Origin of the sequence: Streptomyces sporangiiformans, assembly GCF_005768555.2 — a bacterium.
GTDB lineage: Bacteria > Actinomycetota > Actinomycetes > Streptomycetales > Streptomycetaceae > Streptomyces > Streptomyces sporangiiformans.
In genome coordinates this window covers 46,503-72,437 of the sequence record NZ_VCHX02000135.1, presented here as the reverse complement: position 1 = coordinate 72,437, position 25,935 = coordinate 46,503, and the positions used below count along the sequence as shown (strand labels likewise).

At 69.9% G+C, this 25,935-nt stretch carries 23 protein-coding genes; 17 read left to right on the top strand and 6 right to left on the bottom strand.

Features of this window, described 5'->3' with window-relative positions:
- The first annotated feature begins 174 nt into the window (after nt 1–174).
- Nucleotides 175–750, top strand: coding sequence for a Uma2 family endonuclease (locus tag FGD71_RS20095; protein ID WP_119101860.1), 576 nt, complete (start codon nt 175–177; stop codon nt 748–750).
- 8 nt (nt 751–758) lie between these two features.
- Here the strand turns inward: FGD71_RS20095 and FGD71_RS20090 are convergent, their stop codons facing one another.
- Entirely contained in the window at nt 759–2,225 is a 1,467-nt protein-coding gene (locus tag FGD71_RS20090) for an FAD-dependent oxidoreductase (protein ID WP_119101846.1), read from the bottom strand.
- Between the two features lie 83 nt (nt 2,226–2,308).
- On the opposite strand from FGD71_RS20090, the gene FGD71_RS20085 reads away from it, so the two are divergent.
- The gene (locus FGD71_RS20085; RefSeq protein ID WP_162931176.1) at nt 2,309–2,953 is read left to right on the top strand and encodes a TetR/AcrR family transcriptional regulator C-terminal domain-containing protein; all 645 of its coding nucleotides are present in this window, start codon (nt 2,309–2,311) and stop codon (nt 2,951–2,953) included.
- Nucleotides 2,950–3,225, top strand: a complete 276-nt coding sequence (locus FGD71_RS47450; RefSeq protein ID WP_162931175.1) for a hypothetical protein — start codon at nt 2,950–2,952, stop codon at nt 3,223–3,225. The genes FGD71_RS20085 and FGD71_RS47450 overlap by 4 nt, the downstream gene beginning before the upstream one ends.
- A 4-nt stretch (nt 3,226–3,229) precedes the next feature.
- On the opposite strand, the gene FGD71_RS20080 is transcribed toward FGD71_RS47450, so the two are convergent.
- From FGD71_RS20080 to FGD71_RS20070, 3 genes are read right to left on the bottom strand one after another with little or no spacing between them, the layout of a single operon-like run.
- Nucleotides 3,230–4,411, bottom strand: a complete 1,182-nt coding sequence (locus tag FGD71_RS20080; protein ID WP_119101844.1) for an acyltransferase family protein — start codon at nt 4,409–4,411, stop codon at nt 3,230–3,232.
- Complete coding sequence (locus tag FGD71_RS20075) at nt 4,408–5,742, bottom strand: alpha-2,8-polysialyltransferase family protein (protein ID WP_119101843.1); 1,335 nt, start codon at nt 5,740–5,742, stop codon at nt 4,408–4,410. Before FGD71_RS20075 ends, FGD71_RS20080 begins: the two co-directional genes overlap by 4 nt.
- A complete protein-coding gene (locus FGD71_RS20070; protein WP_119101842.1) occupies nt 5,739–6,716 on the bottom strand; it encodes a glycosyltransferase family 2 protein in 978 nt (325 codons plus the stop codon). The genes FGD71_RS20075 and FGD71_RS20070 overlap by 4 nt, the downstream gene beginning before the upstream one ends.
- A gap of 198 nt (nt 6,717–6,914) precedes the next feature.
- Here FGD71_RS20070 and FGD71_RS20065 point away from each other — a divergent pair, with 198 nt between their 5' ends.
- From FGD71_RS20065 to FGD71_RS20000, 14 genes are all read left to right on the top strand, one after another.
- On the top strand, nt 6,915–8,222 hold the full coding sequence (locus FGD71_RS20065) for a DUF6716 putative glycosyltransferase (RefSeq protein WP_119101841.1): 1,308 nt from the start codon (nt 6,915–6,917) through the stop codon (nt 8,220–8,222).
- A 32-nt stretch (nt 8,223–8,254) separates the two neighbouring features.
- Nucleotides 8,255–9,553 (top strand): N-acylneuraminate cytidylyltransferase, encoded by a 1,299-nt coding sequence (locus FGD71_RS20060; RefSeq protein WP_119101840.1) that lies wholly within the window; start codon nt 8,255–8,257, stop codon nt 9,551–9,553.
- Between the two features lie 14 nt (nt 9,554–9,567).
- Nucleotides 9,568–10,515, top strand: coding sequence for an N-acetylneuraminate synthase family protein (locus FGD71_RS20055; protein ID WP_420878324.1), 948 nt, complete (start codon nt 9,568–9,570; stop codon nt 10,513–10,515).
- 70 nt (nt 10,516–10,585) lie between these two features.
- Nucleotides 10,586–11,716, top strand: a complete 1,131-nt coding sequence (locus tag FGD71_RS20050; protein WP_181359241.1) for a hypothetical protein — start codon at nt 10,586–10,588, stop codon at nt 11,714–11,716.
- A gap of 318 nt (nt 11,717–12,034) precedes the next feature.
- Entirely contained in the window at nt 12,035–13,255 is a 1,221-nt protein-coding gene (locus FGD71_RS20045; protein WP_119101839.1) for an amidohydrolase, read from the top strand.
- 267 nt (nt 13,256–13,522) lie between these two features.
- A complete protein-coding gene (locus FGD71_RS20040) occupies nt 13,523–14,605 on the top strand; it encodes a BMP family lipoprotein (RefSeq protein ID WP_119101838.1) in 1,083 nt (360 codons plus the stop codon).
- 224 nt (nt 14,606–14,829) lie between these two features.
- On the top strand, nt 14,830–15,882 hold the full coding sequence (locus FGD71_RS20035) for a BMP family lipoprotein (RefSeq protein ID WP_119101837.1): 1,053 nt from the start codon (nt 14,830–14,832) through the stop codon (nt 15,880–15,882).
- 91 nt (nt 15,883–15,973) lie between these two features.
- Nucleotides 15,974–17,716, top strand: coding sequence for an ABC transporter ATP-binding protein (locus FGD71_RS20030; RefSeq protein WP_240436683.1), 1,743 nt, complete (start codon nt 15,974–15,976; stop codon nt 17,714–17,716).
- The gene (locus tag FGD71_RS20025; RefSeq protein WP_119101836.1) at nt 17,713–18,849 is read left to right on the top strand and encodes an ABC transporter permease; all 1,137 of its coding nucleotides are present in this window, start codon (nt 17,713–17,715) and stop codon (nt 18,847–18,849) included. Before FGD71_RS20030 ends, FGD71_RS20025 begins: the two co-directional genes overlap by 4 nt.
- Nucleotides 18,846–20,108: an ABC transporter permease gene (locus FGD71_RS20020; protein WP_119101835.1), complete on the top strand. Its 1,263-nt coding sequence runs from the start codon at nt 18,846–18,848 to the stop codon at nt 20,106–20,108. The genes FGD71_RS20025 and FGD71_RS20020 overlap by 4 nt, the downstream gene beginning before the upstream one ends.
- Nucleotides 20,105–20,518: a cytidine deaminase gene (locus tag FGD71_RS20015; protein ID WP_119101834.1), complete on the top strand. Its 414-nt coding sequence runs from the start codon at nt 20,105–20,107 to the stop codon at nt 20,516–20,518. Before FGD71_RS20020 ends, FGD71_RS20015 begins: the two co-directional genes overlap by 4 nt.
- A 64-nt stretch (nt 20,519–20,582) precedes the next feature.
- Complete coding sequence (locus tag FGD71_RS20010; RefSeq protein ID WP_181359240.1) at nt 20,583–21,860, top strand: thymidine phosphorylase; 1,278 nt, start codon at nt 20,583–20,585, stop codon at nt 21,858–21,860.
- A 95-nt stretch (nt 21,861–21,955) separates the two neighbouring features.
- On the top strand, nt 21,956–22,546 hold the full coding sequence (locus tag FGD71_RS20005; protein WP_119101855.1) for a Uma2 family endonuclease: 591 nt from the start codon (nt 21,956–21,958) through the stop codon (nt 22,544–22,546).
- Nucleotides 22,547–22,625: 79 nt separating this feature from the next.
- Nucleotides 22,626–23,012 carry an STAS domain-containing protein gene (locus FGD71_RS20000; protein WP_119101832.1) on the top strand — a complete coding sequence of 129 codons (387 nt, stop codon included), beginning with the start codon at nt 22,626–22,628 and terminating at the stop codon, nt 23,010–23,012.
- Here the strand turns inward: FGD71_RS20000 and FGD71_RS19995 are convergent.
- Nucleotides 22,896–23,912, bottom strand: coding sequence for a sigma-70 family RNA polymerase sigma factor (locus tag FGD71_RS19995; protein WP_119101831.1), 1,017 nt, complete (start codon nt 23,910–23,912; stop codon nt 22,896–22,898). The genes FGD71_RS20000 and FGD71_RS19995 overlap by 117 nt on opposite strands.
- A 670-nt stretch (nt 23,913–24,582) precedes the next feature.
- Complete coding sequence (locus tag FGD71_RS19990; protein ID WP_119101830.1) at nt 24,583–25,875, bottom strand: MFS transporter; 1,293 nt, start codon at nt 25,873–25,875, stop codon at nt 24,583–24,585.
- Nucleotides 25,876–25,935: the final 60 nt, after the last annotated feature.

Genomic DNA, 25,935 nt, shown 5'->3' with positions numbered 1-25,935 from the left:
GAGGACAACGTCCTCTACCCGATGAAGGACGCGCTGAGGGCTCGCGCGACGGTGGGCGAGGTGTGCAACGCGTTGCGGGAGGTTTGGGGGACTTACGTGCCGAGCGACGTTTTCTGAGTGTGCCGCTCCGGCTACGCTGGGTGAACATGGCGTGTCTGGAGAGGGGTTGTGGGCGTGGCGCGAACCCGGCGGACGACGGTACTGGAGGCCGAGACCTGGCTCACTCGTGAACTGGAGGGTTATCGCGGTGAGGTCCTCTACGGGAGACTCACCGCGACGCCGTGGCCTGACGGCCCACATCAGCTGACCCTTACGCAGGTCTTCCGCGAGTTCTACAAGGCCGAGGGACGGAGCGGGCTCAAGTGCCTGCAGGGCATCGGTCTGTGGCTACCCACGGGGCCTGACGACTTCGCGGTTCCTGACCTCTCGATCGTCGAAGCGGACTTTCTGGGCACGCACGTTCAGCACAACTGCTACGCGCCCCGTGCCTTCCGCCTGGTGCTGGAGGTGACAGCCTGCAACTGGTCCGACGACCTCGGCCTGAAAACCGACTGCTATGCCCAGGCCCGCATCCCCGTCTACCTCATCGCCGACCGCAAGCACGACGAGGTACTGCTCCACCAGGACCCGGTCGACGGCAAATACCCAGCGCCCCGGCGCTTCAAGCGGGGCCAGAGCGTCCCCGTCCCGGAGTCCGTCGGCGTCACCCTCGAACTTTCCGTGGACACCCTCCTCGACGGCGACGGCTGACCGTCCGATCAGCGGCGGGCGCCGAACCGCGCCCAGTACTCGGACAGTCCCGCCGCGCTCTCGCCCGCCCAGCCCACGTAGCCATCGGGCCGGACCAGGAACAGCCCCGTGCCGTACGCCTCGTACGCCGGTACGCGAGCCGTGTGCACCAAGTCCTCGTCCCACGACGGCAGTTCAGCGTCCGTGCCCACCGCGAGCAGCGTCCAGTGCGGCCCCCGGAACGCGTCGAAGAGGCGTACGCCGCCCCGCGTGCCGTCCGGGGCGCGGTCGCCCGCGTGCAAGGCGCCCTCCGGGAGGCCGGTGCGGGTCTCCACCGCCAGTGAGCAGCCCCGGTACCCCAGGCCCAGCTGTTGCGTGGCCTCGCCGCGTCGGACCTCACCCCGGTGGACCCGGGTCGACAGGCCCAGCATGTCAGCGGCGACGGGCAGCCGCTCCTCCTCGTACGAGTCGAGGAGGGCGTCCGGCGCACCGCCCCGCAGGACGGCCCCGAGCTTCCAGCCCAGGTTGTAGGCGTCCTGGATGCTCGTGTTGAGCCCCTGTCCGCCGGCCGGTGAGTGGACGTGCGCGGCGTCGCCCGCGAGGAACACCCGGTCCTTGCGGAACCGGTCCGCCAACGCGGCGCGCGGCCGGAAGTCCGAGGCCCAGCGGACCTCGGTCACGGCGTCGGGCGCGAGATGTGTCCGGGTGGCGACGAGTTTGCGGATGCCGTCCAGGGAGAGGTCCGGCGCGGCTGCCGGGTCCTCGAAGTGGCCGGCCAACTGGAAGTCCTCGACGCCCGGGAGCGGCCAGATCGCCAGGAAGCCCTCGCCGTCGGAGGGCGGGAAGACGTGCAGGTTGTCGCGGTCGAGTCCGCTGATGCGGACGTCCGCCACCAGGGTGGGGTTCGGGTCCACCGTCTCGCCGGTCATGCCGATGCCGAGCAGTCGGCGCACGGTGGAGCGTCCGCCGTCGGCGGCCACCGCGTACCGGGCACGGATGGGCGGTGCCCCGTTCGCGAAGGCCGCCGTCACCCCGTCCGTGTCCTGAGCGAGCCCGGTCAGCTCGCGCCCGAACGCGATGCTCCCGCGGAGCTCCCGCAGGCGTGCGGCGAGGATCTCCTGGGTGCGCCACTGCGGGACCATCCACATCCCGGCGTACGGAGCCGCCTCGGTGGGGGCGACCTCGTCGAACATCCGATGTTCGCCCTGCCGCTCGCCGTTCTGCCAGATCATGCCGACGGGGTAGTGGCCGCCCGCTTCTCGCACCGATTCGAGCACACCGAGGTCGTCGAAGACCTCCATGGTGCGCGGCTGGATGCCCTTGCCGCGCGAGCCCGGGAAGAGCGCGTCGGCCCGCTCCACGACCAGGGCCCGAACTCCGCGGCGGGCCAGGTCGATGGCGAGTGTGAGCCCGGCGGGTCCGGCACCCACGATGAGCACCTCGGTCACCTCGGGCACCTCGGTGTCCACGGTTTCCTTAACGACGTTAAGTTCCATGCGACCCAGGGTGCCCTTAACGGCGTTAAGCTGTCAACGGGACACCGAAAGACGCAGTAGGCGACGCCGGATAGGGTGCCGACGTGGCTGTAGGGAAGATCGACCGGACGCGCGTGGCCGACACCGCGCTGCGCCTGCTGAACGAGGTGGGCCTAGAGGGCCTCACCCTGCGGGCCATCGCCAAGGAGCTGGACGTCAAGGCCCCTGCCCTGTACTGGCACTTCAAGGACAAACAGGCGCTGCTCGACGAGATGGCCACGGAGATGCTCCGGCGCATGGCGGCCGAGCTGACGCACCCGCCGGAGGACTGGCGGGAGTCGCTCGCCGTGTCCATGCGCGGCCTGCGCGCGCACCTGCTGCGCTACCGCGACGGAGCCAAGGTCTTCAGCGGTACGCACTTCACGGACACGTCGTACGCGGCTCCCATGGAGGCGCAGCTGCGCGTGCTCACGGATGCGGGCTTCACGCCGGCCGAGGCCGCCCGCGCCCGGCTCACCGCGTACAGCTATACCATCGGCTACGTCATCGAGGAGCAGGTCATGGGGCCCGATCCGGCCGGCGGAGCCGAGGGCTACGACCTGGCAGCCCGGGCCGAGCGGCTCGCCGGGTACCCGCTGGCGGTGGCGGCGGGCTGGGAGATCTTCCAGGACCACGACCGCGGCTTCGAGGAAGGTCTCGCGACGATCATCGCGGGAATCGACGTGACGATGCGGGGGAAGCGCGCATGACGGACGACCGGCACAGCACGGACGACGGCGGCGTCGGCGACGACGGCCGCGGCGACGACAACGGTGGCGGTGGCGATGACGGTGGCGGTGGCGATGACGGCGGCGAGGGCCTGACCGACTTCGTCACCGACCCCGCCGCCCGCGCCGAACTCGCCCGCCGCATGGAGGAACTCGCCGATCTCATCAACGAGGCCGACGAGGCGCTCGGCGACATCCTCGACAGTGTTCAGCGGGTGGTGGCGGCGGAGAGCCGTCAGCGGGACACGCCCTGACCGGTCAGCGTCGTCCGGACAGCTCCGAGCGCAACCGTGGCGTGAGCGAGCCCTCCACATAGCGGTTCAGCAGCCACGCAAGGAACAGCATCGTCGCGATCGTCAGCAGGAAGGTCGCGTACGACGGGATGTGCAGGCCCTGGTGGTAGGCCTTGATCGCCACCCAGCCGAGGTGCTCGTGGATCAGGTAGAACGGGTACGTCAGCGCGCCCGCGACGGTCAGCCACCGCCAGTTGACGCGGTGCAGCAGGCCCAGGGCGATCGCGGCGACCGCGGCGAAGCCCAGGGTGACGACCAGGATGATGCCGGCCGAGGTGCGGTACGAGAAGAAGTCCGGGTCGGGCGCGTGCCACAACCCGGCCACCGCGTAGTGCTGGCCGAGCAGCCAGCTGACCCCGACGATGCCCCAGGCGTACGCGTCACGCCGGTCGCGGTGGACCAGGTAGAGGCCGATGCCGCCGATGAAGAACGGCGCGTACTCGGGCATGAGGACGAGGTCGAGAAGCGGCTCGTTCGCCGCCTGGGCGATCGAGGCGGCCAGGGTCCAGCCCGCGCAGAACAGGATGATGCCCTGACGGTTCGCGCCCGGCAGGACGACGCACACCGCGAACAGCGCGTAGAAGCGGACCTCCGCCCACAGCGTCCAGCAGACCCCCAGCACCCGGTCCACGCCCAGGGGTTGCTGCATCATCGTCAGGTTCAGCAGCGCGTCGCTCGGCGAGACGGCCTCGTACGCCACCACCGGAAGCGCGAAGACCGCCGTCACGACGATCACCGCCGCCCAGTAGGACGGCAGCAGCCGCGAAGCGCGCGAGGCGAAGAACGACCGTAGGGGACGTCCCCAGCCGCTCATGCAGATCACGAAGCCGCTGATCACGAAGAAGATCTGTACGCCCAGACAGCCGTACGCGAACCACGAGTGCAGTGTGGGGAATTGGAGCTTGGCGGAAGACCCCCACGCCTCGGCGACCTCGCCGTCCCGGCCGCCGTAGTGATACGCGGCGACCATCAACGCGGCGATGAGCCGCAGACCGTCGAGGGCACGTAGCCGAGTTGCGCGTGTCCGGACGACGATGCGGCTCTGGGAGCTACTGGTGCTGCCTGTACTGCTGGTGGAGCTGGGGGTACTGGTTGTGCCCGCCTCCGGAGAGGGCGTCGGGGCGGGCTGTGAGTCCACCGCACTCATCCGAGAGTGGCCCTCTTGAGGGATCGGGCGCGGCGGGCCACGCGGCGGACGGTGGCGTTGCGCGGGATGAAGGCGAGCTGCGTCGGTACCGCGCCGGGCAGGGCCAGCGAGGTGAGGCGTCGGCGTTTGAAGTAGCGCCAGGTGTGGCTGTTCAGACGCCGCGTCAGGTACCGCTCGGCGGCCGGCCGCAGCTCCGGGTAGATCTTGGACTGCATGGCGTAGCCCACGCCCCGCAGGAGCTCGGTCAGTTCGTCCGTGCTCAGGCCCTGTCGCTGTTCGGTGACCGCCGTGCGGTCCGTCAGCTCGGGCAGCAGCGCGTCGACGATCGTCACGGGTACCCGGTTGCTGTTCTCGTACGGCGTGAGGCGCTCGAGGAGCGTCTCCGTGCCGATCCGGGCGACCGGCAGGCCGTACAGCGCGGAGGCGGTGAGCAGTGCGGTGGAGAAGCAGCCGGCCACCAGCGCGGGCCGCATCCGCTGGTAGAGCACCTCGGCGAGGACCGGCGTGTCGAGCACCGTGAGGTCGGCGCCGATCTTCTCGGCCTCCTTCTCCAGGGCGCGCGACCAGCGGGCCGGGGCGCTGGGATGCGGTTTGAACACCACGCGCCGGTGACCCAGCTGGACGGCGCCCTTCAGCATCCGTACATGCAGGTTCTCCTCCTCCTCGGCGGTGAGGATGCCGAGGGCGGAGAGGTACTGGCCGAGCAGCAGCGCCGGTTCGTCGATGTCGGGCAACTCGCTCCCGGTGTCCACGAGTTCGGCGAGCACCTTGGTGAACGCCTCTGTCGGAACCAGCTCGGGCTCGACGCCGAACTCCGTGAGCAGCAGCGGCTTGAGGCCCGGCACCAGGTCGAGATGGAGCAGGCGGTCGATGCGGGTGCCGACCAGTGGGTCGATCTTGCTGCGGGTGGGGCCGTAGCTCATCAGACCGTCCGCGTAGACGGTGACGGGCGCGCCCGTGAAGATCTGCGCGACGCCGAGCGCCGGATTGACCTGGATCGACTCGACGACCAGCTCGACGTCGTCGTCACCGAGGTCCCAGGCGAGCCGCAGATGCCGCTCCCACAGCGGGACGTCGTTCAGGCGCGGGGACCAACCACCGGGGTGGAAGGGCGAGATGGTCTCGTTCCACGAGATCACGTCGTCGAATCGGCCGCGCAGCCGTTCGAAGCCGGGCATCTCGTCGATGCCCGGCGATGTCTCGGGCGTCGCCGCGTTGTTGGAGACCAGCAGGATGCGCCGGTCGGCGGGGCGGAAGCAGTCGGAGTCGACGGCTGCCGCGAGTGTCGCCGTGCCGTACAGCGTCGACGCCATGAAGATCTGGGTGGTCACGCGGCCACCCCCGCCGGGGCGGGACGGCGGCGCAGCCGGCGCAGTCGCGTCGCGCGCTCCACGTCCATGGAATCGAGGGCGTCGTCGAGGACGCCCTGCGGCATGCGCCGCAATGCGACGGCACTCATCGACTTCAGTTTCCGTGCCACGGGAGGCTCGAACCTTTCGATGGAACCCAGGTGATGGGAAATAATCGCGCAATAAGTCCGTACGGCCTTCGGGAGAAGTTTATCGGCCTCCCGGTCCTCAGCCGTTTCCCGTATGACCTGGTCAAAGGCGCGCAGGAAATCCAGCTGCCGTACGTCCCCGATCTGCGTCAGCGAGGACGACACTCCGCGCCGGTAGAACACGCCGAGCAGCCCCGCCACGGCGAACGACTCCGCCTCGCGGTGCAGCCGCCAGATCCACGGCCGGTCCTCGGCCGTGCGCAGCCCGTCGGTGAAGTGCAGCAGCCCCCGGTCGGCCAGCCGGCGGTGGTAGATGCCCGCCCAGGCGTACGCGTAGTCGACGGAGGTGGAGCGGTCGGCGGGCAGTATCGCCTCGCGCGGGTTCAGCACGACACCCCGCCGGCCGTGCGGCACCCGGTGGACGGAACGGGCCCGCGCGGTGCACTGGACATGGTCCGTACGGACGAAGTCGCACCCCAGGTTCTCGATGAACGCCAGGAGTTTCTCGTAGTAGCCGGGCGCCAGCCAGTCGTCGCCGTCGAGGAAGGTGAGGTACTCGCCACGCGCCGAGTCGAGGCCGGTGTTGCGGGCGGTCGCCAGTCCTCCGTTCTCCTCGTGTCTGACGAGGACGGCACCCTGGAGCTCGCGCTCGGCGCGCGCGAGGATGTCCGGAGTCTCGTCGCGCGAGCAGTCGTCGACGAGAATGAATTCGAAGTCCTCGCGCGCGTTCGCACGCAGGCTCCTCAGGGTGTCGGGCGCATATTGCTGCACGTTGTAGAACGGCACGATGACGGAGAGCTTGACCACCCGAGTGACGTTAGGCGGCGGCCCGGCATTCGTCTTGACCCACGGTGAGATACCAGGTGAACGACGCGTGGCGGAATGGTGAACCCAGCCTTTTTGCACGTCGATCCGGGGCCGATTCGCCATTCGTCGATGCGCTGTTAACCCTTTGTTGTATTCCGGTTGGGCCGATCATCGGAATGCCTTCCTAGCGTCTAGAACGTGCCAGCAAGTACCTCGAACTCCCTGCGAGTCGCCGTTCTCGCGGATTCCGATACCCGGTGGAAATGGGGCGCGCTCACCGCGAACCGTCTCGTGCCGAGCGAATCGGACATCCGGCTCGACGGCCGTCTCCTGCGCGGCCGTGCCACTCCCACGGCCCGCCAGCTCGACGAGGTCGGTGTCCGCGCGGACTCCCTCCGCGAAGTCACCGCCGCCGAGTTCCTGCGGACCATGCGGGAAGAGACGTACGACGTCGTCGTGCTCGCCCTCGTCGGCGGCGCCGTCCAGGCGATGCTGCACGGACTCGCGTACGCCTGGCAGGGGCGCGAACAGCGGCCCGTGGTCGTCACCGGCTATGTCGGCGTCGTCTACGAGAAGCTCGCCGACGGGCTGCTGCTGCGGCACGGCGCCGATCTGGTCCTCGCCAACTCCCGCCAGGACGCGGAGCGTTTCACCGCCGTGTACGAGGGAGTGGGCGCCGACGCCTCGTCCGTGACGGAGGTCGCGCTGCCTTTCCTCGGCGGTGCCTCCTACGAGCGGCACGACCCGTACACGGTCGTCTTCGCCGCACAGCCCTCCGTGCCCGAGAGCCGCAAGGACCGTACGTACCTGCTGGAGCGGCTCGTCCGGCACGCGCGGCTGCACCCGGACCGCGAGGTCCTGCTGAAGCTGCGCTCCAAGCCGGGCGAACACACCACGCACATCGAGGAGCAGCCCTACCAGAAGCTGGTGCAGCGGCTGGACCCGCCCGCCAACTTCCGCCTCGTGTACGGGCACATGGGCGAGGTCCTCGACCGCACCGACCTGCTGGTCACGGTCAGCTCCACGGCCGCCCTGGAGTCCCTGCACCGCCGCATCCCCACGGTCGTCCTGACCGACCTGGGGGTGCGCGAAGCCCTCGGCAACCACCACTTCGTCGGCTCCGGATGCCTCGCGTCCTGGGACCAGCTCGACGCCGGACACCGGCCGACGCCCGACGAGGAGTGGGTGGCCCGGCAAGGTGTCGCCGCCGACGGGGCGTACGAGACGGCCTTCGACGCGGCCCGCGAGCGCATCGCCGAGCTGCTCGCCAAGGGTGAACTCCCGCCCCTGGCCCCCTACTACACGCCCACCACCGCGCCCGGCTATCTGCCCGGCGTTCTCGCCCGCCACCACCTCGGCCCGGACGGCAGCCCGCTGCCCGGCGCTCCGGACGCCGACCGGGAGCCCGGTCCGGTGCGGCAGATCGTGCGCCGGGCGGCGCGCGGCGCCTACCGGCACGGCGTGCAGCGCGTGGCGCCCGTCATCCGGCGGATGGGTGAGCTGTGAGCGCCCCGATCCCTTCCCAAGGAGTACAGCGAATGTCCCATTCGGAAGCGGGCCAGGCGACGTCGGTACGTCGCGTGCTCGCGGTGATCCCCGCCCGGGGCGGCTCCAAGGGCGTCCCCGCCAAGAACCTCCTCCCCGTCGGCGGCGTACCGCTCGTGGCCCGTGCGGTCCGCGAGTGTCTCGCGGCCCGGCTGGTGACGGACGTCGTGGTCTCCACCGACGACCAGGCGATCGCCGCCGCCGCCCGAGAGGCCGGGGCGGAGGTCGTGCTGCGCCCGGCCGCCATCGCCGGCGACACCGCGACCTCCGAGGCGGCCGTCCTGCACGCCATGGACGCCCACGAGGCACTGCACGGCTCCGCCGTCGACGCGGTACTCCTCGTGCAGTGCACCAGCCCCTTCATCGTCCGCGAGGACGTCGACGGGGTCGCGGGCGCGGTCGTCGAGAAGGGTGCGGACACGGCGCTGACCGTTGCCCCCTTCCACGGTTTCGTGTGGCGCGACGCCGACGACGACCCGGTGGCGGTCGACACCGCGCGGGCCGCCGTCGAGGGCGGCACGGACACGCTGGTCACCGGCACCGCGACGAGCGGCGGTTACGGCATCAACCACGACAAGTCCTTCCGCCCGCGCCGCCAGGACCGCCCCCAGGACCTCCTGGAGACCGGCGCCGTCTACGGCATGGACGCGGTCGGCTTCCGCACCGCGAAACACCGCTTCTTCGGCCGTACGGAACTCATCCGCACCGACCCCGCACGGGTGCTGGAGATCGACGACCCGCACGACCTCGCCCGCGCACGGGCGTTGGCGCCGCTCTTCGACGCGGCCCGCCCCGGCGCCCTCCCGACCGCCGACGACATCGACGCGGTCGTCCTCGACTTCGACGGCACCCAGACCGACGACAGGGTGCTGATCGACTCCGACGGACGGGAGTTCGTCTCCGTGCACCGCGGGGACGGACTCGGTATCGCGGCCCTCCGCAAGAGCGGCCTGACGATGCTGATCCTGTCCACGGAACAGAACCCGGTCGTCGCCGCACGGGCCCGGAAGCTGCGCATCCCGGTCCTCCACGGCATCGACCGGAAAGACCTCGCGCTGAAGCACTGGTGCGAGGAGCAGGGCATCGCGCCTGAGCGCGTGCTCTACGTCGGCAACGACGTCAACGACCTCCCGTGCTTCGGCCTTGTCGGCTGGCCCGTGGCGGTCGCGAGCGCCCACGACGTCGTGCGCGGCGCCGCACGCGCGGTCACCACCGTTCCCGGTGGCGACGGCGCGATCCGAGAGATCGCCAGCTGGATCCTCGGCCCTTCTCTCGACTCCCTCGACAAGTAAGGAAAGTTCCTGTCATGAGCGCTGTGACCTCCATCTCCCGTCTGCGCACGTTCGGTTCGAAGACCGCCGGCCCCGGCCAGCCGGTCTACGTCACCGGTGAGATCGGCATCAACCACAACGGCGACCTCGAGAACGCCTTCAAGCTGATCGACGTGGCGGCCGAGGCCGGCTGCGACGCCGTGAAGTTCCAGAAGCGCACCCCCGAGATCTGCACCCCGCGCGACCAGTGGGACATCGAGCGCGACACCCCCTGGGGTCGTATGACCTACATCGACTACCGCCACCGCGTGGAGTTCGGTGAGGACGAGTACCGTCAGATCGACGCGTACTGCAAGGAGAAGGACATCGCCTGGTTCGCGTCCCCGTGGGACACCGAGGCCGTCGCCTTCCTGGAGAAGTTCGACGTCCCCGCCCACAAGGTCGCGTCCGCCTCCCTCACGGACGACGAGCTGCTGCGCGCCCTGCGCGCGACGGGCCGCACGGTCATCCTCTCCACCGGCATGTCGACCCCGAAGCAGATCCGCCACGCCGTGGAGGTCCTGGGCTCGGACAACATCCTTCTCTGCCACGCCACTTCGACGTACCCGGCGAAGGCCGAGGAGCTGAACCTCCGCGTGATCAACACGCTGCAGGCCGAGTACCCGAACGTCCCGATCGGCTACTCCGGCCACGAGACCGGCCTGCAGACAACCCTCGCCGCGGTCGCCCTCGGCGCCACCTTCGTCGAGCGCCACATCACCCTCGACCGCGCCATGTGGGGCTCCGACCAGGCCGCCTCGGTCGAGCCGCAGGGCCTGACCCGCCTGGTCCGCGACATCCGCACCATCGAGGCCTCCCTCGGCGACGGCGTCAAGAAGGTGTACGACTCCGAGCTCGGCCCGATGAAGAAGCTGCGCCGCGTCCAGGGCGTCGTCGCCGAGGCCGAGATCGCCACGGCCGCGGGCGAGCCGGTCGCGGTCTGACCTCGGCCCTCACCCAGTCCGTACTCACGGATCCCCAGTCCGTACTCACGGAAGCGACGGTTGTACGTCGATGAGTCCCCGCGCCGGATCCACCGGCTCCCGCACGGCCTCCACGAAGACGCCTGTCTCACAGACGCTCGCCTTCGTGGAGAGCCCGGTCCAGCTCCTCAATGTCCTGGAGTGGGCCCATGCGAACGCGCTCCAGGATCCCGGCGCGGGGCTCACCCTCGTCGTCCTCTCTCCCAACGACCCGATGACCCGCGGTCAGCTGCGCCGTATGTCCGAGCTGGCGCGCGGCGAGGGGTACGAGGTCCGCTGGGAGGAGGCGCGCGGCGGGCCGGCGGCGCCCTTCCAGACGATCGGCGGCCTGGCTCCGCTGCTGCGCCGGGCGAAGCGGATCGTCATGGGCGACCCGTTCTCCCGCTACGTCCAGCTCCTCCTGACCATCACCCGCGCCCGCGACCTCGTCGTCGTGGACGACGGCACCGCGACGATGGAGTTCGTCTCCCAACTCGCCCGCGGTGAGCGCCTGGTGCGCTGGCACCGGCGGGGCGGTCGCCCCGGCGCACGTGACCTGGTGTTCGCGCCGGTCTCCGCCTCGGCGCGCCGCCGCCTCACGCCCCGCTCCGGGCGCCGCGTGGAGGTCTTCTCCTCCATGCCGATCACCGAGACGCCCGAGGGCGTCCACATCACCGTCAACGACTTCTCCTGGACCCGCGCCCGCTTCGGCCCGCCGCGCCTCACCAAGGGCGCGGACCTGGTGGGCACGTCCCTGGTGGAGACGGGAGTCGTGGACGGCGACCGCTACCTGGAAGCCGTGAAGGGGCTCACCAAGACCTACGGCGCGACCCGCTACTTCGCCCACCGCCGCGAGAGCACCGACAAACTCCGCCGGCTGGCCGGCGAGACCGGCCTGGAGATCGTCCGCCCCGAGCTCCCCCTCGAACTGATCGCCCGCCGTGGCCCCATCGGCCGTACGATCCTGAGTTTTCCCTCGACCGTCGTCCACACCCTCCCGCTGGCGCTCGTCGGTACCGAGGTCCGGGTCGCCGTCTGCGACATCGACCCGGCCTGGCTCACGGAGACAGCCTCCCCCCGCGCCCAGGGCTTCCTGTCGGGCGTGACGGGAACGGCCCGCGACGTACACCGCCTGTCTGCGGTCCCCGCGCTTCCCGCCCTTCCTGTGGTCCCGGCGACCTGAGGCGACCTGAGGTGACGTAAGTCCGGTAGGTGAACAGAACCGGCCGGCGGTGCGTATGCGTGGTATGCGTAGAGAGCCCGTTCCCGGCAACCCGGGAAAGGGATCAGTCGGCGCCGAGTTCCGTACGGGGCTTCCGGCGCCGGTTCCGGCGTGCCGATGGAAGATCCAGTCGGTCGGAAAGCCGGGCGAGTGTACCCATCCCAGTCGATACCTATGCGTTACGCGGCCAGGTTTTCTTACCCTAACGGGCTGAAATTTTGTAGATCGTGGGTCAGAGAGCGGTCGCATCGTCCTACCCTTCAGAGGGTGAACCAATTGATGTCCAGAGAGTCCGAGGCCGATACGACCGGGCAAGCCGTGCTCCCCGGTACGCTCCCGGAGGGCCTGCGCGCCGAACTCGTGGCGTTCCGCCGCGACCTGCACATGCACCCGGAGCTGGGCAACCAGGAGTTCCGCACCACCGCGGCGATCAAGGCGCGCCTGGAGCGCGCCGGGCTCCAGCCCCAGGTGCTCGCCGTCGGCACCGGCCTCATCTGTGACATCGGCGAGCCGGACCCGGCCCGCCCCATGCTCGCCCTGCGCGCGGACATCGACGCGCTGCCGATCCCGGACACCAAGGTCGACTGCGCCTACCGGTCGACCGTGCCCGACCGCGCACACGCCTGTGGCCACGACGTCCACACGGCCGTGGTGCTGGGCGCCGGGCTCGTCCTGGCCGATCTGCACCGGCAAGGACGGCTCAAGCGGGCCGTGCGGCTGATCTTCCAGCCCGCCGAGGAAGTACTGCCCGGCGGTGCGTCGGACGCCATCGAGTCCGGAGCGCTGGAAGGCGTCGGGCGGATCGTCGGCGTGCACTGTGATCCGAAGGTCGACGCGGGACGCATCGGGCTGCGGCACGGCCCCATCACCTCCGCCTGCGACCGGCTGGAGGTCGCGCTGAACGGTCCGGGCGGCCACACCGCGCGCCCCCACCTCACCACCGACCTGGTCACCGCCGTCGCCCGCGTCGTCACCGACGTGCCGGCCCTGGTCGCCCGGCGCGTCGACGCCCGCGCCGGGCTCGCGGTGACCTGGGGCCGTATCGAGTCCGGGCACGCCTGCAACGTCATCCCGCAGCACGCCGAGCTCTCCGGGACCGTACGCTGCCTCGACCTCGCCTCCTGGCGGGCCGCGCCCGACCTCGTGCACGCCGCCATCGACGAGATCGCCAACCTCCACCGGGCCAAGTCGGAGATCAACTACATCCGCGGGGTTCCACCGGTCGTCAACGACCTGGAGACGACCGACCTGTTGCGCGACGCGATGGCCATCCGCTGCGGCGTGCACTCCGTCGAGGACACCGAACAGAGCCTGGGCGGCGAGGACTTCTCCTGGTACCTGGAGCAGGTCCCCGGCGCCATGGCCCGCCTCGGGGTGCGTACGCCCGGCGAGTGGGCCGTCCGGGATCTGCACCAGGGCGACTTCGACGCGGACGAGTCGGCGATCACCGTGGGCGTCGAACTCTTCACCGCGGCCGCCTTGTTGGACGCCGATCGTTAGGGCCTGTCCGGCGGATCAGGCCGGACAGGTCCTGGTTCAGCCACATCGCAGGTCGAAAGCCCGCCGCCCCGGAGTGCCCCTTCGGTTCCCCTTCGTCCGCTCGCGTCACTCGGACGTAACCGGCGGCGGGCAAACGTAACGAGCCGTCGGCACGAATCGATAACGGCCGCGATGAACCCCGTTCCCCTCGTCGTCTACGCGCGTTACTGTGCGCCGCAGTCAGCGTCGGCGACTCACGGCGCTTTGGGGAATGTAAGGGGTACTCTCATGCGTCGGATTTCTCGGATCTCTCGGAAGACGAGACTTTCCCAGGCGGCCGTCGCCGTCGCGGTGGTCGTCGTCGCTGCCGCCGGGTGCGGCGAGACCAGCAGCGAGTCGTCGCAGAGTGAAGGTGACTCGAAGAGCGGCTACTCGGGCAAGGGCATCGGCCTCGCCTACGACATCGGCGGCCGGGGCGACCAGTCCTTCAACGACGCGGCCTTCTCCGGGTTCGAGAAGGCCAAGAAGGACTTCAAGATCGGCGGCAACGACATCGAGCCGGGCGACTCCGAGTCCAGCGCCGACAAGGTGCAGCGCCTGGAGCAGATGGCCAAGGCCGGCTACAACCCCGTGATCGGCGTCGGCTACATCTACGCGCCGGCGGTCAAGGAGGTCGCCGCCAAGTTCCCGAAGGTCACCTTCGGCATCATCGACGACGGCACCGTCAAGGCCGACAACGTGGCCGACATGCTGTTCGCCGAGGAGCAGGCCTCCTACCTCGCGGGCGTGGCCGCCGCCAAGACCACCAAGGTCAACCACGTCGGCTTCATCGGCGGTGTGGACATCCCCCTCATCCACAAGTTCGAGGCGGGCTTCGTCCAGGGGGTGCACTCGATCAACCCGAAGATCAAGATCGAGAAGCGCTACCTCACCGAGAAGCCCGAGGAGGGCGGGTTCGCCAGCCCGAGCATGGGCAAGGAGGCCACCAGCGGCCAGATCGAGGACGGCGCCGACGTGATCTACCACGCCGCGGGCCTGTCCGGTCAGGGCGTCATCCAGGAGGCCGCGGCCAACAAGGTCTGGGCGATCGGCGTCGACTCCGACCAGTACCAGCAGAAGGCCCTCGCCAAGTCCAAGGACTACATCCTGGGCTCCGCGCTCAAGGACGTCGGCGGCGCCGTCTACGACCTCACCAAGTCGGTCGTCGAGGGCAAGCCGCTCTCCGGCGAGCAGCGCGGCGACCTGAAGTCCGGCGGCGTGGGCTTCGCCGACTCCAACCCGAAGTACAAGGCGATGACCGAAGTCGTGGCGGCCGTGGACAAGGCCAAGGAGGACATCGTCAGCGGCAAGGTGACGGTCGACACAGAGTGACCACTCGGCGTCCAGCCGTCTGATGACGCCTCAGTAGACAGCTTCGCAGGTCGTACGCCCCTTGCCGGTCGCAAGGGGCGTACGACGTTCCGTAGTCTTCGGGTTCTGTGCGGCCACAGCTCGATAACGGACGGGACAGAAGGGTTTTTCTGGCTGGTCTACGCGCGTTACGCTGCGCCGGAACCAGCGTCTGTACAGGCGCTTGCACTAAGGAGTTTCCTTCCATGCGCCGGGTGTCCCGAATCGCGGTTGCGGGCGTTGCTACCGCTACCCTCGCCGTTTCCGTCGCCGCCTGTGGCGGCACGTCCAGCGAATCCGCCGGCAGCGGCGACGGCAAGAGCAAGGGCCTCGCCCTCGCCTACGACGTCGGTGGCAAGGGCGACCAGTCCTTCAACGACGCCGCGACCGCCGGTATGGAGAAGGCGGCCGCGGAGTTCAAGTACGGCTCCAAGGCCGTCGAGCCCACCGACGGCGAATCGGACGCCGACAAGGTGCAGCGTCTGGAGACGCTGGCCAAGGCCGGCTACAACCCGGTGATAGGCGTCGGCTACGCGTACGCCCCGGCGGTCAAGGAGGTCGCCGACAAGTTCCCGAAGGTCACCTTCGGCATCGTCGACGACGAGCAGGTGAGCAAGAAGAACGTCGCCGACCTCGTCTTCCACGAGGAGCAGGCCTCCTACCTGGCCGGCGTCACCGCGGCCCTGAGCACCAAGTCCAAGACCGTCGGCTTCATCGGCGGCGTGGACAACCCGCTCATCCACAAGTTCGAGGCCGGCTTCAAGCAGGGTGTCGCGGCCACGAACCCGAAGGTCAAGGTCCTCTCGCAGTACCTGACCGAGAAGGCCGAGGACGGCGGCTTCGCCAGCCCCGACAAGGGCAAGACCGCCGCCCAGGGGCAGATCGAGGACGGCGCCGACGTGGTGTACCACGCTGCGGGCCTGTCCGGTCAGGGCGTGATCGAGGCCGCGGCCGCCGCGAAGGTGTGGGCCATCGGCGTCGACTCCGACCAGTACCAGCAGCAGGCCCTCGCTGCGTACAAGAAGTACATCCTCACCTCGGCCATGAAGGACGTCGCCGGCGCGGTCTACAACCTCGCCAAGTCGGTCCAGGACGGCAAGCCCGAGACCGGTGTCGTGCGCGCCTCCCTGAAGACCGGTGGTGTGAGCCTCGCCGACTCCAACCCCGAGTTCAAGAACAACGCCAAGCTGCAGGAGGCCCTGAAGAAGGCCTCCGACGGCATCAACAACGGCACGATCAAGGTCAAGACCACGCCGTAGGCATGGTCAATCCGACGCTGTAATGGCAGCGTTACGGTCGCGAAAACGGGGTGTGGGGGGATGGCCTTCCCGCGCCCCGTTCGCGCGGCGGATGAGCCGGCCGTATCCGAGAAGTCGGGATACATCCACAACGCTCAACTCCGCAGAAGCAGTTGAAGCAGGGGCGCTACGCGTAGACCGGCCCCTTTCCCAAGGAGAGTGCGCCATCGACGCGTCCAGCAGCCCTCCGCTCGCCGCACAGTCGACCGTCGCGGTCGAACTGGCGGGGATCACCAAGCGATTCCCCGGTGTCGTCGCCAACCACGACATCCACCTGTCCGTCCACAAGGGCACCGTGCACGCCCTCGTCGGCGAGAACGGTGCCGGCAAGTCGACCCTGATGAAGATCCTCTACGGCATGCAGAAGCCGGACGAGGGCACCATCGCCGTCGACGGCGAACAGGTGAGCTTCTCCAGTCCCGCCGACGCCATCGCGCGCGGCATCGGCATGGTCCACCAGCACTTCATGCTGGCCGACAATCTCACCGTCCTCGAGAACGTCGTCCTGGGCAGCGAGAAGCTCCACGGCATCGGCGGCGGCGCCCGGCGGAAGATCAAGGAGATCTCCGAGCGCTACGGCCTCGGGGTCCGCCCGGACGCCCTGGTCGAGAACCTCGGTGTCGCCGACCGCCAGCGCGTGGAGATCCTCAAGGTCCTCTACCGGGGCGCCCGCATCCTGATCCTGGACGAGCCCACCGCCGTCCTCGTGCCGCAGGAGGTCGACGCGCTCTTCGGCAACCTCCGCGAGCTCAAGGCCGAGGGCCTGTCCGTCATCTTCATCTCCCACAAGCTGGGCGAGGTCCTGTCGGTCGCCGACGACATCACCGTCATACGCCGCGGCACCACGGTCGGTACGGCCGTCCCGTCCGAGACCACTCCGCGCCAGCTCGCCGAGCTGATGGTGGGCAGCGAGCTGCCCACGCCCGAGACCAGCGAGTCCACGGTCACCGACCGCCCGATCATCCAGGTCGAGCGACTGCGCCTGGAGGCCGAGGGCGGCCGAGCGGTCCTGGACGACATCTCCTTCACCATCCACGAGGGAGAGGTCCTGGGCATCGCCGGTGTCGAGGGCAACGGGCAGACCGAGCTGATCGACGCGCTCATCGGCCTCAAGGGCGCCGACTCCGGTGTGATCCGGATGGCCGGCGAGGACATCACCACCTGGCCCACCCGCAGGCGCCGCGAGGACGGCATCGGCTACATCCCCGAGGACCGCCACCGCCACGGCCTGCTCCTCGAAGCCCCGCTGTGGGAGAACCGCATCCTCGGCCATGTCACCGAGAAGCCCAACAGCAAGGGCTTCTGGCTCGACATCAAGGGCGCCCAGGACGACACCCGCCGGATCGTCGAGCAGTACGACGTCCGCACCCCCGGCATCGACGTCACCGCCGCCTCACTGTCCGGCGGCAACCAGCAGAAGCTGATCGTCGGCCGCGAGATGACCCACAAGCCGCGCTTCCTGATAGCCGCCCACCCCACCCGCGGTGTGGACGTCGGCGCGCAGGCCGCGATCTGGGACCACATCCGCGAGGCGCGCCGCGAGGGCCTCGCCGTGCTGCTGATCTCCGCCGACCTGGACGAGCTGATCGGCCTGTCCGACACCCTCCGCGTGATCTACAACGGCAAGCTGGTCGCGGACGCCGACCCCGCCACGATCACCCCGGAGGAACTCGGCTCGGCCATGACCGGAGCCGCCTCCGGTCATCTGGAGCACGTAGAGGACGACGAGCACACAGAGGACGACGAGCACACAGAGGACGACGACCCCGCCGCCCCGGAGGACGAGGCCCGATGAAGAAGTTCGACAAGGAGCGGGTGCTCCTCGCGGTGGCAGGCCCTGTCATCGCGCTCGTCGCGGCCGTGGTGCTCACCTCGGTCGTGCTGATCGCCTCGGGCAAGAACCCGATCGAGCCGTACCTCCTGATGCTCGAGCAGGCCGGGTTCTCCGACGTCCAGGTCCTGATCATCAACCAGGCCGGCATGTACTACCTGGCCGCGCTCGCGGTGTCCGTCGGCTTCCGGATGAACCTCTTCAACATCGGCGTCGACGGCCAGTACCGCCTCGCCGCGATGATGACCGCGGTGGTCGGCGCGCACGTGGGGCTGCCCGCCGCGCTGCAGATCCCGTTCCTGATGCTGGTCGCCATGCTCACCGGTGCCTTCTGGGCCGGCATCGCGGGCCTGCTCAAGGTCACCCGCGGGGTGAGCGAGGTCGTCGCGACGATCATGCTCAACGCGATCGCCACCAGCCTCATCGGCTACCTCACGCTCACCGAGGTCTGGGGCGTGCCGCTCGGCAACAACCAGACCACCGGAGTGATGAAGGAGTCCGGCTGGTTCCCCGCCATCAGCATGGGCAAGGCGGGCGAGATCTACGGCTTCACCATCGTCGCCGTTCTCGCGGGCGTCCTGTACTGGCTGATCCTCAACCGCACCCGCTTCGGCTTCGACCTGCGCGCCACTGGCGCCTCCGAGTCCGCGGCCGCGGCCTCCGGTGTGGACGCGGGGCGCATGGTCCTCACCGCGATGCTGATCTCCGGCGGGGTCGCCGGCCTCGCCGGCATGCCGATCCTGCTCGGCGACGCCCACACCTACAGCCTGTCCTTCCCGGCGGGCCTCGGCTTCACCGGCATCACCATCGCGCTGCTCGGCCGCAACAACCCGGTCGGCATCGCCTTCGCGGCGCTCCTGATCGCCTTCCTCGACAAGGCCTCGCCCGCCCTCGACTACGCGCTCCCGGTGGCATACGACAAGGAGATCGCGGTGATCATGCAGGGTCTCATCGTGATCGCGGTAGTTGTCTCCTACGAGGCCGTACGCGTCTGGGGCCTGCGGCGCCAGCAGCGGCGGGTCGGCGAGGAGCTGGCCGCGGCCGTTGCCGTTGCCGACCACGACAACTCCACGAAGAAGGAGGTGGCTGCCCGATGAGTACCGCAACCGTCGCCAAGCCGCAGGCGCCGAAGCCCGCCCAGGGCCGCCGCCGTATCACGCTCCCGGTCCTCCTGCTGCTCATCGCGGGCCTGCTGGTGCTGGTCTCCGTCGTCCGCCTCATCACCGACGCGAACGGCATCACCTCCACCGGCCAGATGTCCACCGCCCTGCGCCTCGCCGTGCCGATCGGCCTCGCCGGCCTCGGCGGCCTGTGGGCCGAGCGTTCCGGCGTCGTCAACATCGGGCTCGAGGGCATGATGATCCTCGGCACCTGGTTCGGTGCCTGGGCCGGCTTCCAGTGGGGGCCGTGGGTCGGTGTCGCGTTCGGCATCATCGGCGGCGCCCTCGGCGGCCTGCTGCACGCGATCGTGACCGTCACCTTCAACGTCAACCACATCGTCTCCGGTGTGGCCATCAACATCCTCGCGCTCGGCGTCACCCGCTATCTGTCGACCTTCGCCTTCGAGGGGCAGGAAGGCGGTACGTCCAAGCAGTCGCCGCCCGTCGAATCGCTCGGCTCCTTCGACGTCCCCGGCCTGTCCTCCTGGCTGGAGACCCTCAACGGCAAGCACTGGTTCCTGGTCTCCGACGTCGCCGGGCTCCTCGGCGGTCTGATCACCGGCCTCTCCCCGCTGACCGTGATCGCCGTCGCACTGGTCCCGCTGACCTGGTGGGTGCTGTGGCGCACCGCCTTCGGCCTGCGGCTGCGCTCCTGTGGCGAGAATCCGGTCGCCGCCGAGTCCCTGGGCGTCAACGTCTACAAGTACAAGTACCTGGCCGTGATCATCTCCGGTGGCTTCGCCGGCCTCGGCGGCGCCTTCCTGTCGCTCGTCGCCGCCAACATCTACCTGGAGGGCCAGACCGGCGGCCGCGGCTACATCGGTCTCGCCGCGATGATCTTCGGCAACTGGATGCCGGGCGGACTCGCCCTCGGCGCGGGCCTGTTCGGCTACACCGACAGCCTCAAGCTGCGCGGCGGCGGCACCAACGTCCACGCGCTGCTGCTGCTCCTGGCGATCCTGCTGGTGATCGGCGCCATCTACCTGCTGTGGAAGAAGAAGTACATCCAGTCGGCGATCACCGCCGCCGTCTCGGTGCTCTTCTTCGTCTGGTTCACCTCGACCAACGAGGTCCCCAACCAGGTCGTCACCGCGACCCCGTACGTCGTCACGCTGCTGGTCCTCGCGCTCTCCGCGCAGCGCCTGCGCATGCCGAAGGCGGACGGCCAGCCCTATCGGAGGGGGCAGGGCGGATGACCTCGTCCGAGGCCGGTTCCCCGACCGTCGACTGGGAGGCCCTGCGCGCCGCGGCTCGCGAGGCCATGTCCCGCGCGTACGCCCCGTACTCGGGTTTCCCGGTCGGCGCCGCGGCCCTGGTCGACGACGGCCGGCTGGTCTCGGGCTGCAACGTCGAGAACGCCTCGTACGGGCTCGGCCTGTGCGCGGAGTGCGGACTGGTCTCGGCGCTCCAGCTCAGCGGGGGCGGGCGGCTGACGCACTTCACGTGCGTCGACGGCGAGGGGGAGATCCTGATGCCGTGCGGGCGCTGCCGTCAGCTCCTCTTCGAGTTCGGTGGTCCCGAGCTGATCCTGGAGACCCCGGCCGGGTTCCTGCCGCTCTCCGAGATGCTGCCGCAGCCCTTCGGGCCGGGGCATCTCCCCAAGTAACGCACCGGTGGCCCCTCCCGCTCACCGGGAGGGGCCGCTGCTCTTCGGAAGGAAAGCCTTGTCCATGGACGCCATCTCCGTCATCCGCACCAAGCGGGACCGCGGTGAGCTCGGCGACGAGCAGATCGACTGGGTCATCGACGCGTACACCCGGGGCGAGGTCGCCGACGAGCAGATGTCCGCGCTCGCGATGGCGATCCTCCTGAACGGCATGAACCGCCGCGAGATCGCCCGCTGGACCGCCGCGATGATCGCCTCCGGCGAGCGCATGGACTTCTCGTCCCTGTCCCGGCCGACCGCCGACAAGCACTCCACGGGCGGCGTCGGCGACAAGATCACGCTGCCGCTCGCGCCACTGGTCGCCGCGTGCGGCGCCGCCGTGCCGCAGCTGTCCGGGCGCGGCCTCGGCCACACCGGCGGCACCCTCGACAAGCTTGAGTCGATCCCCGGCTGGCGCGCGCTGCTGTCGAACGAGGAGATGCTGTCCGTGCTGGACGGCGTGGGCGCGGTGATCTGCGCGGCCGGTGACGGTCTGGCGCCGGCGGACAAGAAGCTGTACGCGCTCCGGGACGTCACCGGGACTGTTGAGGCGATCCCGCTGATCGCCTCGTCGATCATGTCGAAGAAGATCGCCGAGGGCACGGGCTCGCTGGTCCTGGACGTGAAGGTGGGCTCGGGTGCCTTCATGAAGACGATCGAGGACGCGCGTGAACTGGCGTCCACGATGGTCGGGTTGGGCACGGACCACGGCGTGAGGACCGTCGCCCTGCTGACGGACATGTCCACCCCGCTCGGTCTCACGGCGGGCAACGCCCTCGAGGTCCGCGAGTCGGTGGAAGTGCTGGCGGGCGGCGGTCCGTCGGACGTGGTCGAGCTGACGCTGGCCCTGGCCCGCGAGATGCTCGACGCGGCGGGCGTGCGGGACGTCGATCCCGCGAAAGCGCTGGCGGACGGTTCGGCGATGGACGTGTGGCGCCGCATGATCGCGGCCCAGGGCGGCGACCCGGACGCCCCGCTGCCGGCCTCCCGCGAACAGCACGTGATCAAGGCGCCCTCCTCGGGCGTGCTGACCCGACTCGACGCCTACGACATCGGCATCGCCGCCTGGCGCCTGGGCGCCGGCCGCGCCCGCAAGGAGGACCCGGTGCAGGCCGCCGCGGGCGTCGAGATGCACGCCAAGCCGGGCGCCACGGTGACGGAGGGCCAGCCCCTGCTGACCCTCCACACGGACACCCCCGAGCGCTTCGCCTACGCACTGGAGGCGGTCGAGGGCTCGTACGACATCGAGGCGGCGGGCACGGTCTTCACGGCGGCGCCGGTGGTGCGGGAACGTATCGCCTGACCTGCTGCTTTCTCTTTCGGGTGAACGGGATCGGTGGACCTGCACCGGTCCCGTTCGGCATGCTGGACTCGGTGACGCACCGATTGGAGACCGCCGTGAGCGCACTCACCGTCAGCCAGGACCCCGAGCAGAGCTGGGACGACCTCGTCCGGTTCTGGGAGGAGATGGAATGGCCTGAGGGCAGCAAGGTGGAGATCATCGAGGGGATCATCACCGTGTCACCCGCTCCCGCGTACCGTCACAACCTGATCGCGGAACGAATCCAGCGTCGCCTCTACTCCGTGATCCCCGAGGAATGGGGGATCTTCCAGACACTGGCGATCGCCGTGCCGTCCCGTCTGGGCATGCTCATCCCGGACCTCGTGGTTGCCCCGAGGCAGGAGGACACGGACACGGACACGGACACCCACATCCCGGCCGCCCTCGCCGAACTCGTCGTCGAGGTCACTTCCAAGTCCAACGCCCGCCAGGACCGCATCAGCAAACCGGCCGCCTACGCCGCCGCAGGTATCCCGCTCTACCTTCTGGTCGATCGCTGGGCCCCCGAAGGGCCCACCGCCACGCTCTACGGAGAACCGAAGGGCGATGTCTACCGCCCCCTGAGCACCACGAAGTTCGGCGAAGCCATCAAGATCCCCGCTCCCTTCGACCTGGTCATCGACACCAGTGAGTTTCCCGGCGACTGAGTTACGTCGTGGGCCGCCCCTGCCTCCGGTCGGGCGGGCCCCCAGCCGCGTTGCGCGAGCGCTGGGCGAGCGCACAGCGATGAGTTCCGCGTCCACGCGCGGTCTACCGTTCGTGGACGCCATGACACCCGCCGTAATCGTGCTGGCCGGCCCCGTCGCTCGTGACGAGGTGCCGCGACTGAGCGAGGACGTGCGCACGAGACTCGAGGCCACCGGTGTGGGCGTCGTCGTCTGCGATGTCGCGGGTCTCGGTCCGCCCGGACTGACCACCGTCGACGTACTGGCCAGACTCCAGCTCGCCGCCCGCCGCGCCGGAGGCCGAATACGCCTGCGCGACCCCGACCCGGCGCTACGGGCGCTGCTCGGCCTCGTCGGCCTCAGCTTCGAGGTGGAGGGGCAGCCCGAAGAGCGGGAACCAGCGCTCCGTGTCGAGGAAGCAGTGGAACCCGGCGATCCGGCCGCCTGATATCTCCAGGACCTGCACGGCCCACGCCGTGTGACCGCCCTTGTCCGGATCCGGCTTGTACTGCGCGAAGCCCGGCAGCCCGTTGACCGCGACCGGCACCAGGTGTGAGTTCGCACAGGGCGCGCCGAGCGTCGTCATGAAGCCCGTGATGTCCTCGGGGCCGCTGAGCCACAGGTCGAACGGCGGCATCGTCATGACGGCGTCCTCGTGCAGCAGGGCCGTCAGCGCCGTCATGTCGTAGCCCTCGAACGCCGCTACGTAGCGCTCAAGGAGCTTCTGCTGGTCCGCGTCGAGCGGATCGGAGGTGGCGGCCTCCGTGGCGGCGCCGTCTCTCTCGGCGAGCGTCGCGCGGGCCCGCTGGAGCGCGCTGTTGACCGAGGCGACCGTCGTGCCGAGCAGCTCGGCGACCTCGCTCGCCTTCCAGGCCAGGACCTCGCGCAGAATCAGCACGGCTCGCTGCTTGGGCGGCAGTTGCTGCAGGGCGGCCATGAAGGCGAGGCGCACCGACTCCTTCGCCACCGCGGCCTCGGCCGGGTCGCTGACGGTCGGCAGGACGCGCGCGTCCGGCATCGGCTCCAGCCATGTGTTGTCCGGGCGCGGGGTCAGGGCCGCCTGCGCCAGGGGCGTCGAGTCGGTCAGGTCCATCGGGCGGGCCCGTTTGTTGCCTGCCGTCAGCATGTCCAGGCACACGTTCGTCGCGATCCGGTACAGCCACGAGCGCATCGAGGAGCGGCCCTCGAACTTGTCGTAGCTGCGCCAGGCGCGCACGAGGGTGTCCTGCACCGCGTCCTCGGCCTCGAAGGACGAGCCGAGCATCCGGTAGCAGTATCCCGTCAGCTCGACGCGGTGCTTCTCCAGCCGGACGTCGAGGTCCTCCGTCGTCGTCGTACCGTCGCTCATGGCCCACCCACCCCTGTGCCTGTTTCCCTCGCACGCGCCTTTGCGCGCCAGCACTTCGGAAGCTACCGCAGCCCACTGACAATGGCGCCCGGACAGCACAAAGGCCCAGGTCAGGGTTTCCTCGCCCCCGCCGCCCCTACCCGTCCCATCCTGTAGCTGGGGGCTCCGCCCCAGACCCCCGCTATCGGCCTGAACGGCCTCGTCCTCAAGCGCCGGACGGGCTGGGGGGGTGCCTGGGGTGGGCGGGAAAGTGCGGGTCGGTGGGTGTAAATCGGCCTTGCGGCCTCGTCCTCAAACGCCGGACAGGCTGAGGATGCCCGGGGTGGGTGAGAAAGCGCGGGTGGGTGGGTGCAAGTCGGCTGAAGAGGTGCCGCCAGGGCCTGCCACGTGCAGTCCGGGCCCCGATGTTCAGCCCGGGCCTGAATGTTCAGCGCGGTGCTGAATGCTCAGCGCGGGCCGCGGAAATCCAGCCTCTCCGGCGTTTGAGGAGCGGGGGTCCAGGGGGCAGAGCCCCCTGGTGGGGTCTGGGGCGGAGCCCCAGGGGATGGGAAGGGGTAGGGGCGGCGGGGGCGAAAACCCTGTTCTTCAGGCGCGGCCGGTCGCCGACCAGCGCGGTGGGGGCGCACCCGGCCCGTGCCCGCCCCCGCCCCCGCTGCAAAGCCGGACGGCGTCAGCGCGCCGCTGCCACGTCCCGACGCGCCTGGACCCGCGCCGCGCGGGACCCGACCACCGTGATCGCCACGACTCCGAGCACCGCCAGCAGACCCAGCCCCACCGTCCCGTCCCAGCCGCCCGCGTGAAACGCCACCGCGCCGAGCGTGCTGCCGGCGCTGGAGCCGACGTAGTACGCGGACTGGTAGAGGGCGGAAGCCTGGGCGCGGCCCTGCTTGGCGGTGTGGCTGACCGAGGACGAGGCGACCGAATGGCCCGCGAAGAAGCCCGCGGTGATCAGGACCAGGCCGAGCAGGACCAGCGGCAGCGCGTCCGACAGTGACAGGAGCAGACCCGTCGTCGTCGTGCCGCCCGCCAGGTAGAGGGAACCCCGGCGCCCCAGCCGGCCCACCAGCTTGCCCGCAGTCGAGGCGGAGACCGTACCGACCAGGTAGACCAGGAAGATCGAGCCGATGATGCCCTGGGGGAGGGAGAACGGGGCGTCGGTCAGCCGGTAGCCGATCACCGTGTAGACCGCACCGAAGACCGTCATGAACAGCGCGCCGATCGCGTACAGCCGACGCAGCAGCGGGTTCGACAGGTGCCCCTTGACCGTGCCGGCCAGCACCCGCGGCCGCAGCGAGCCCGGCTTGAAGTGCTTCGGTGCCGGGAGCAGCAGCCGGAAGGCCACCGCGCACGCCACCGCGACGACCCCGATCGTGCCGAGGGCGACTCGCCAGCCCCACTCCTGCGCGACCCAGCCGGTGATGACCCGGCCGCTCATGCCGCCGACGCTGTTGCCCGCGACGAACAGGCCGATCGCGGTGAACAGCGCCTTCGGCCGTACTTCCTCCGCGAGATACGCCGTCGCCGAGGCCGGCAGCCCGGCCAGGGCCGCGCCCTGCACGGCCCGCAGCGCGATCAGCGCGCCGACCGACGGAGCGAAGGGAACCAGCAGCCCGACGGTCACCGCGATCGCCAGGGACGCCGTCATCAACGTACGCCGTCCGAACCGCTCCGACAGCGCGCTCAGCGGGAGGACGAACAGCGCCAGCGCACCGGTCGCCGCCGACACCGTCCAGCTCGCGGCGCTCGCCGTCGCCCCGAAGTCGCTGGAGATCAGCGGGAGGAGAGCCTGGGTGGAGTAGAGGAGCGCGAAGGTCGCCACACCCGCGAGGAAGAGGGCGAAGCTCATCCGGCGGTAGCCGGGCCCGCCCGGGGCCATCCGGGTTTCGGTGGCGGCAAGGGCGGAGGGGGAAACGGTCGAGGCGGCGCCCACGGTGGTGGACGCCTCGGTACTGGCGTAAGGCATGCTTCGAACCTAAAGACCGGCCTCTCATCCGTCCAATGCATGGAATCGCCATAATCGTTC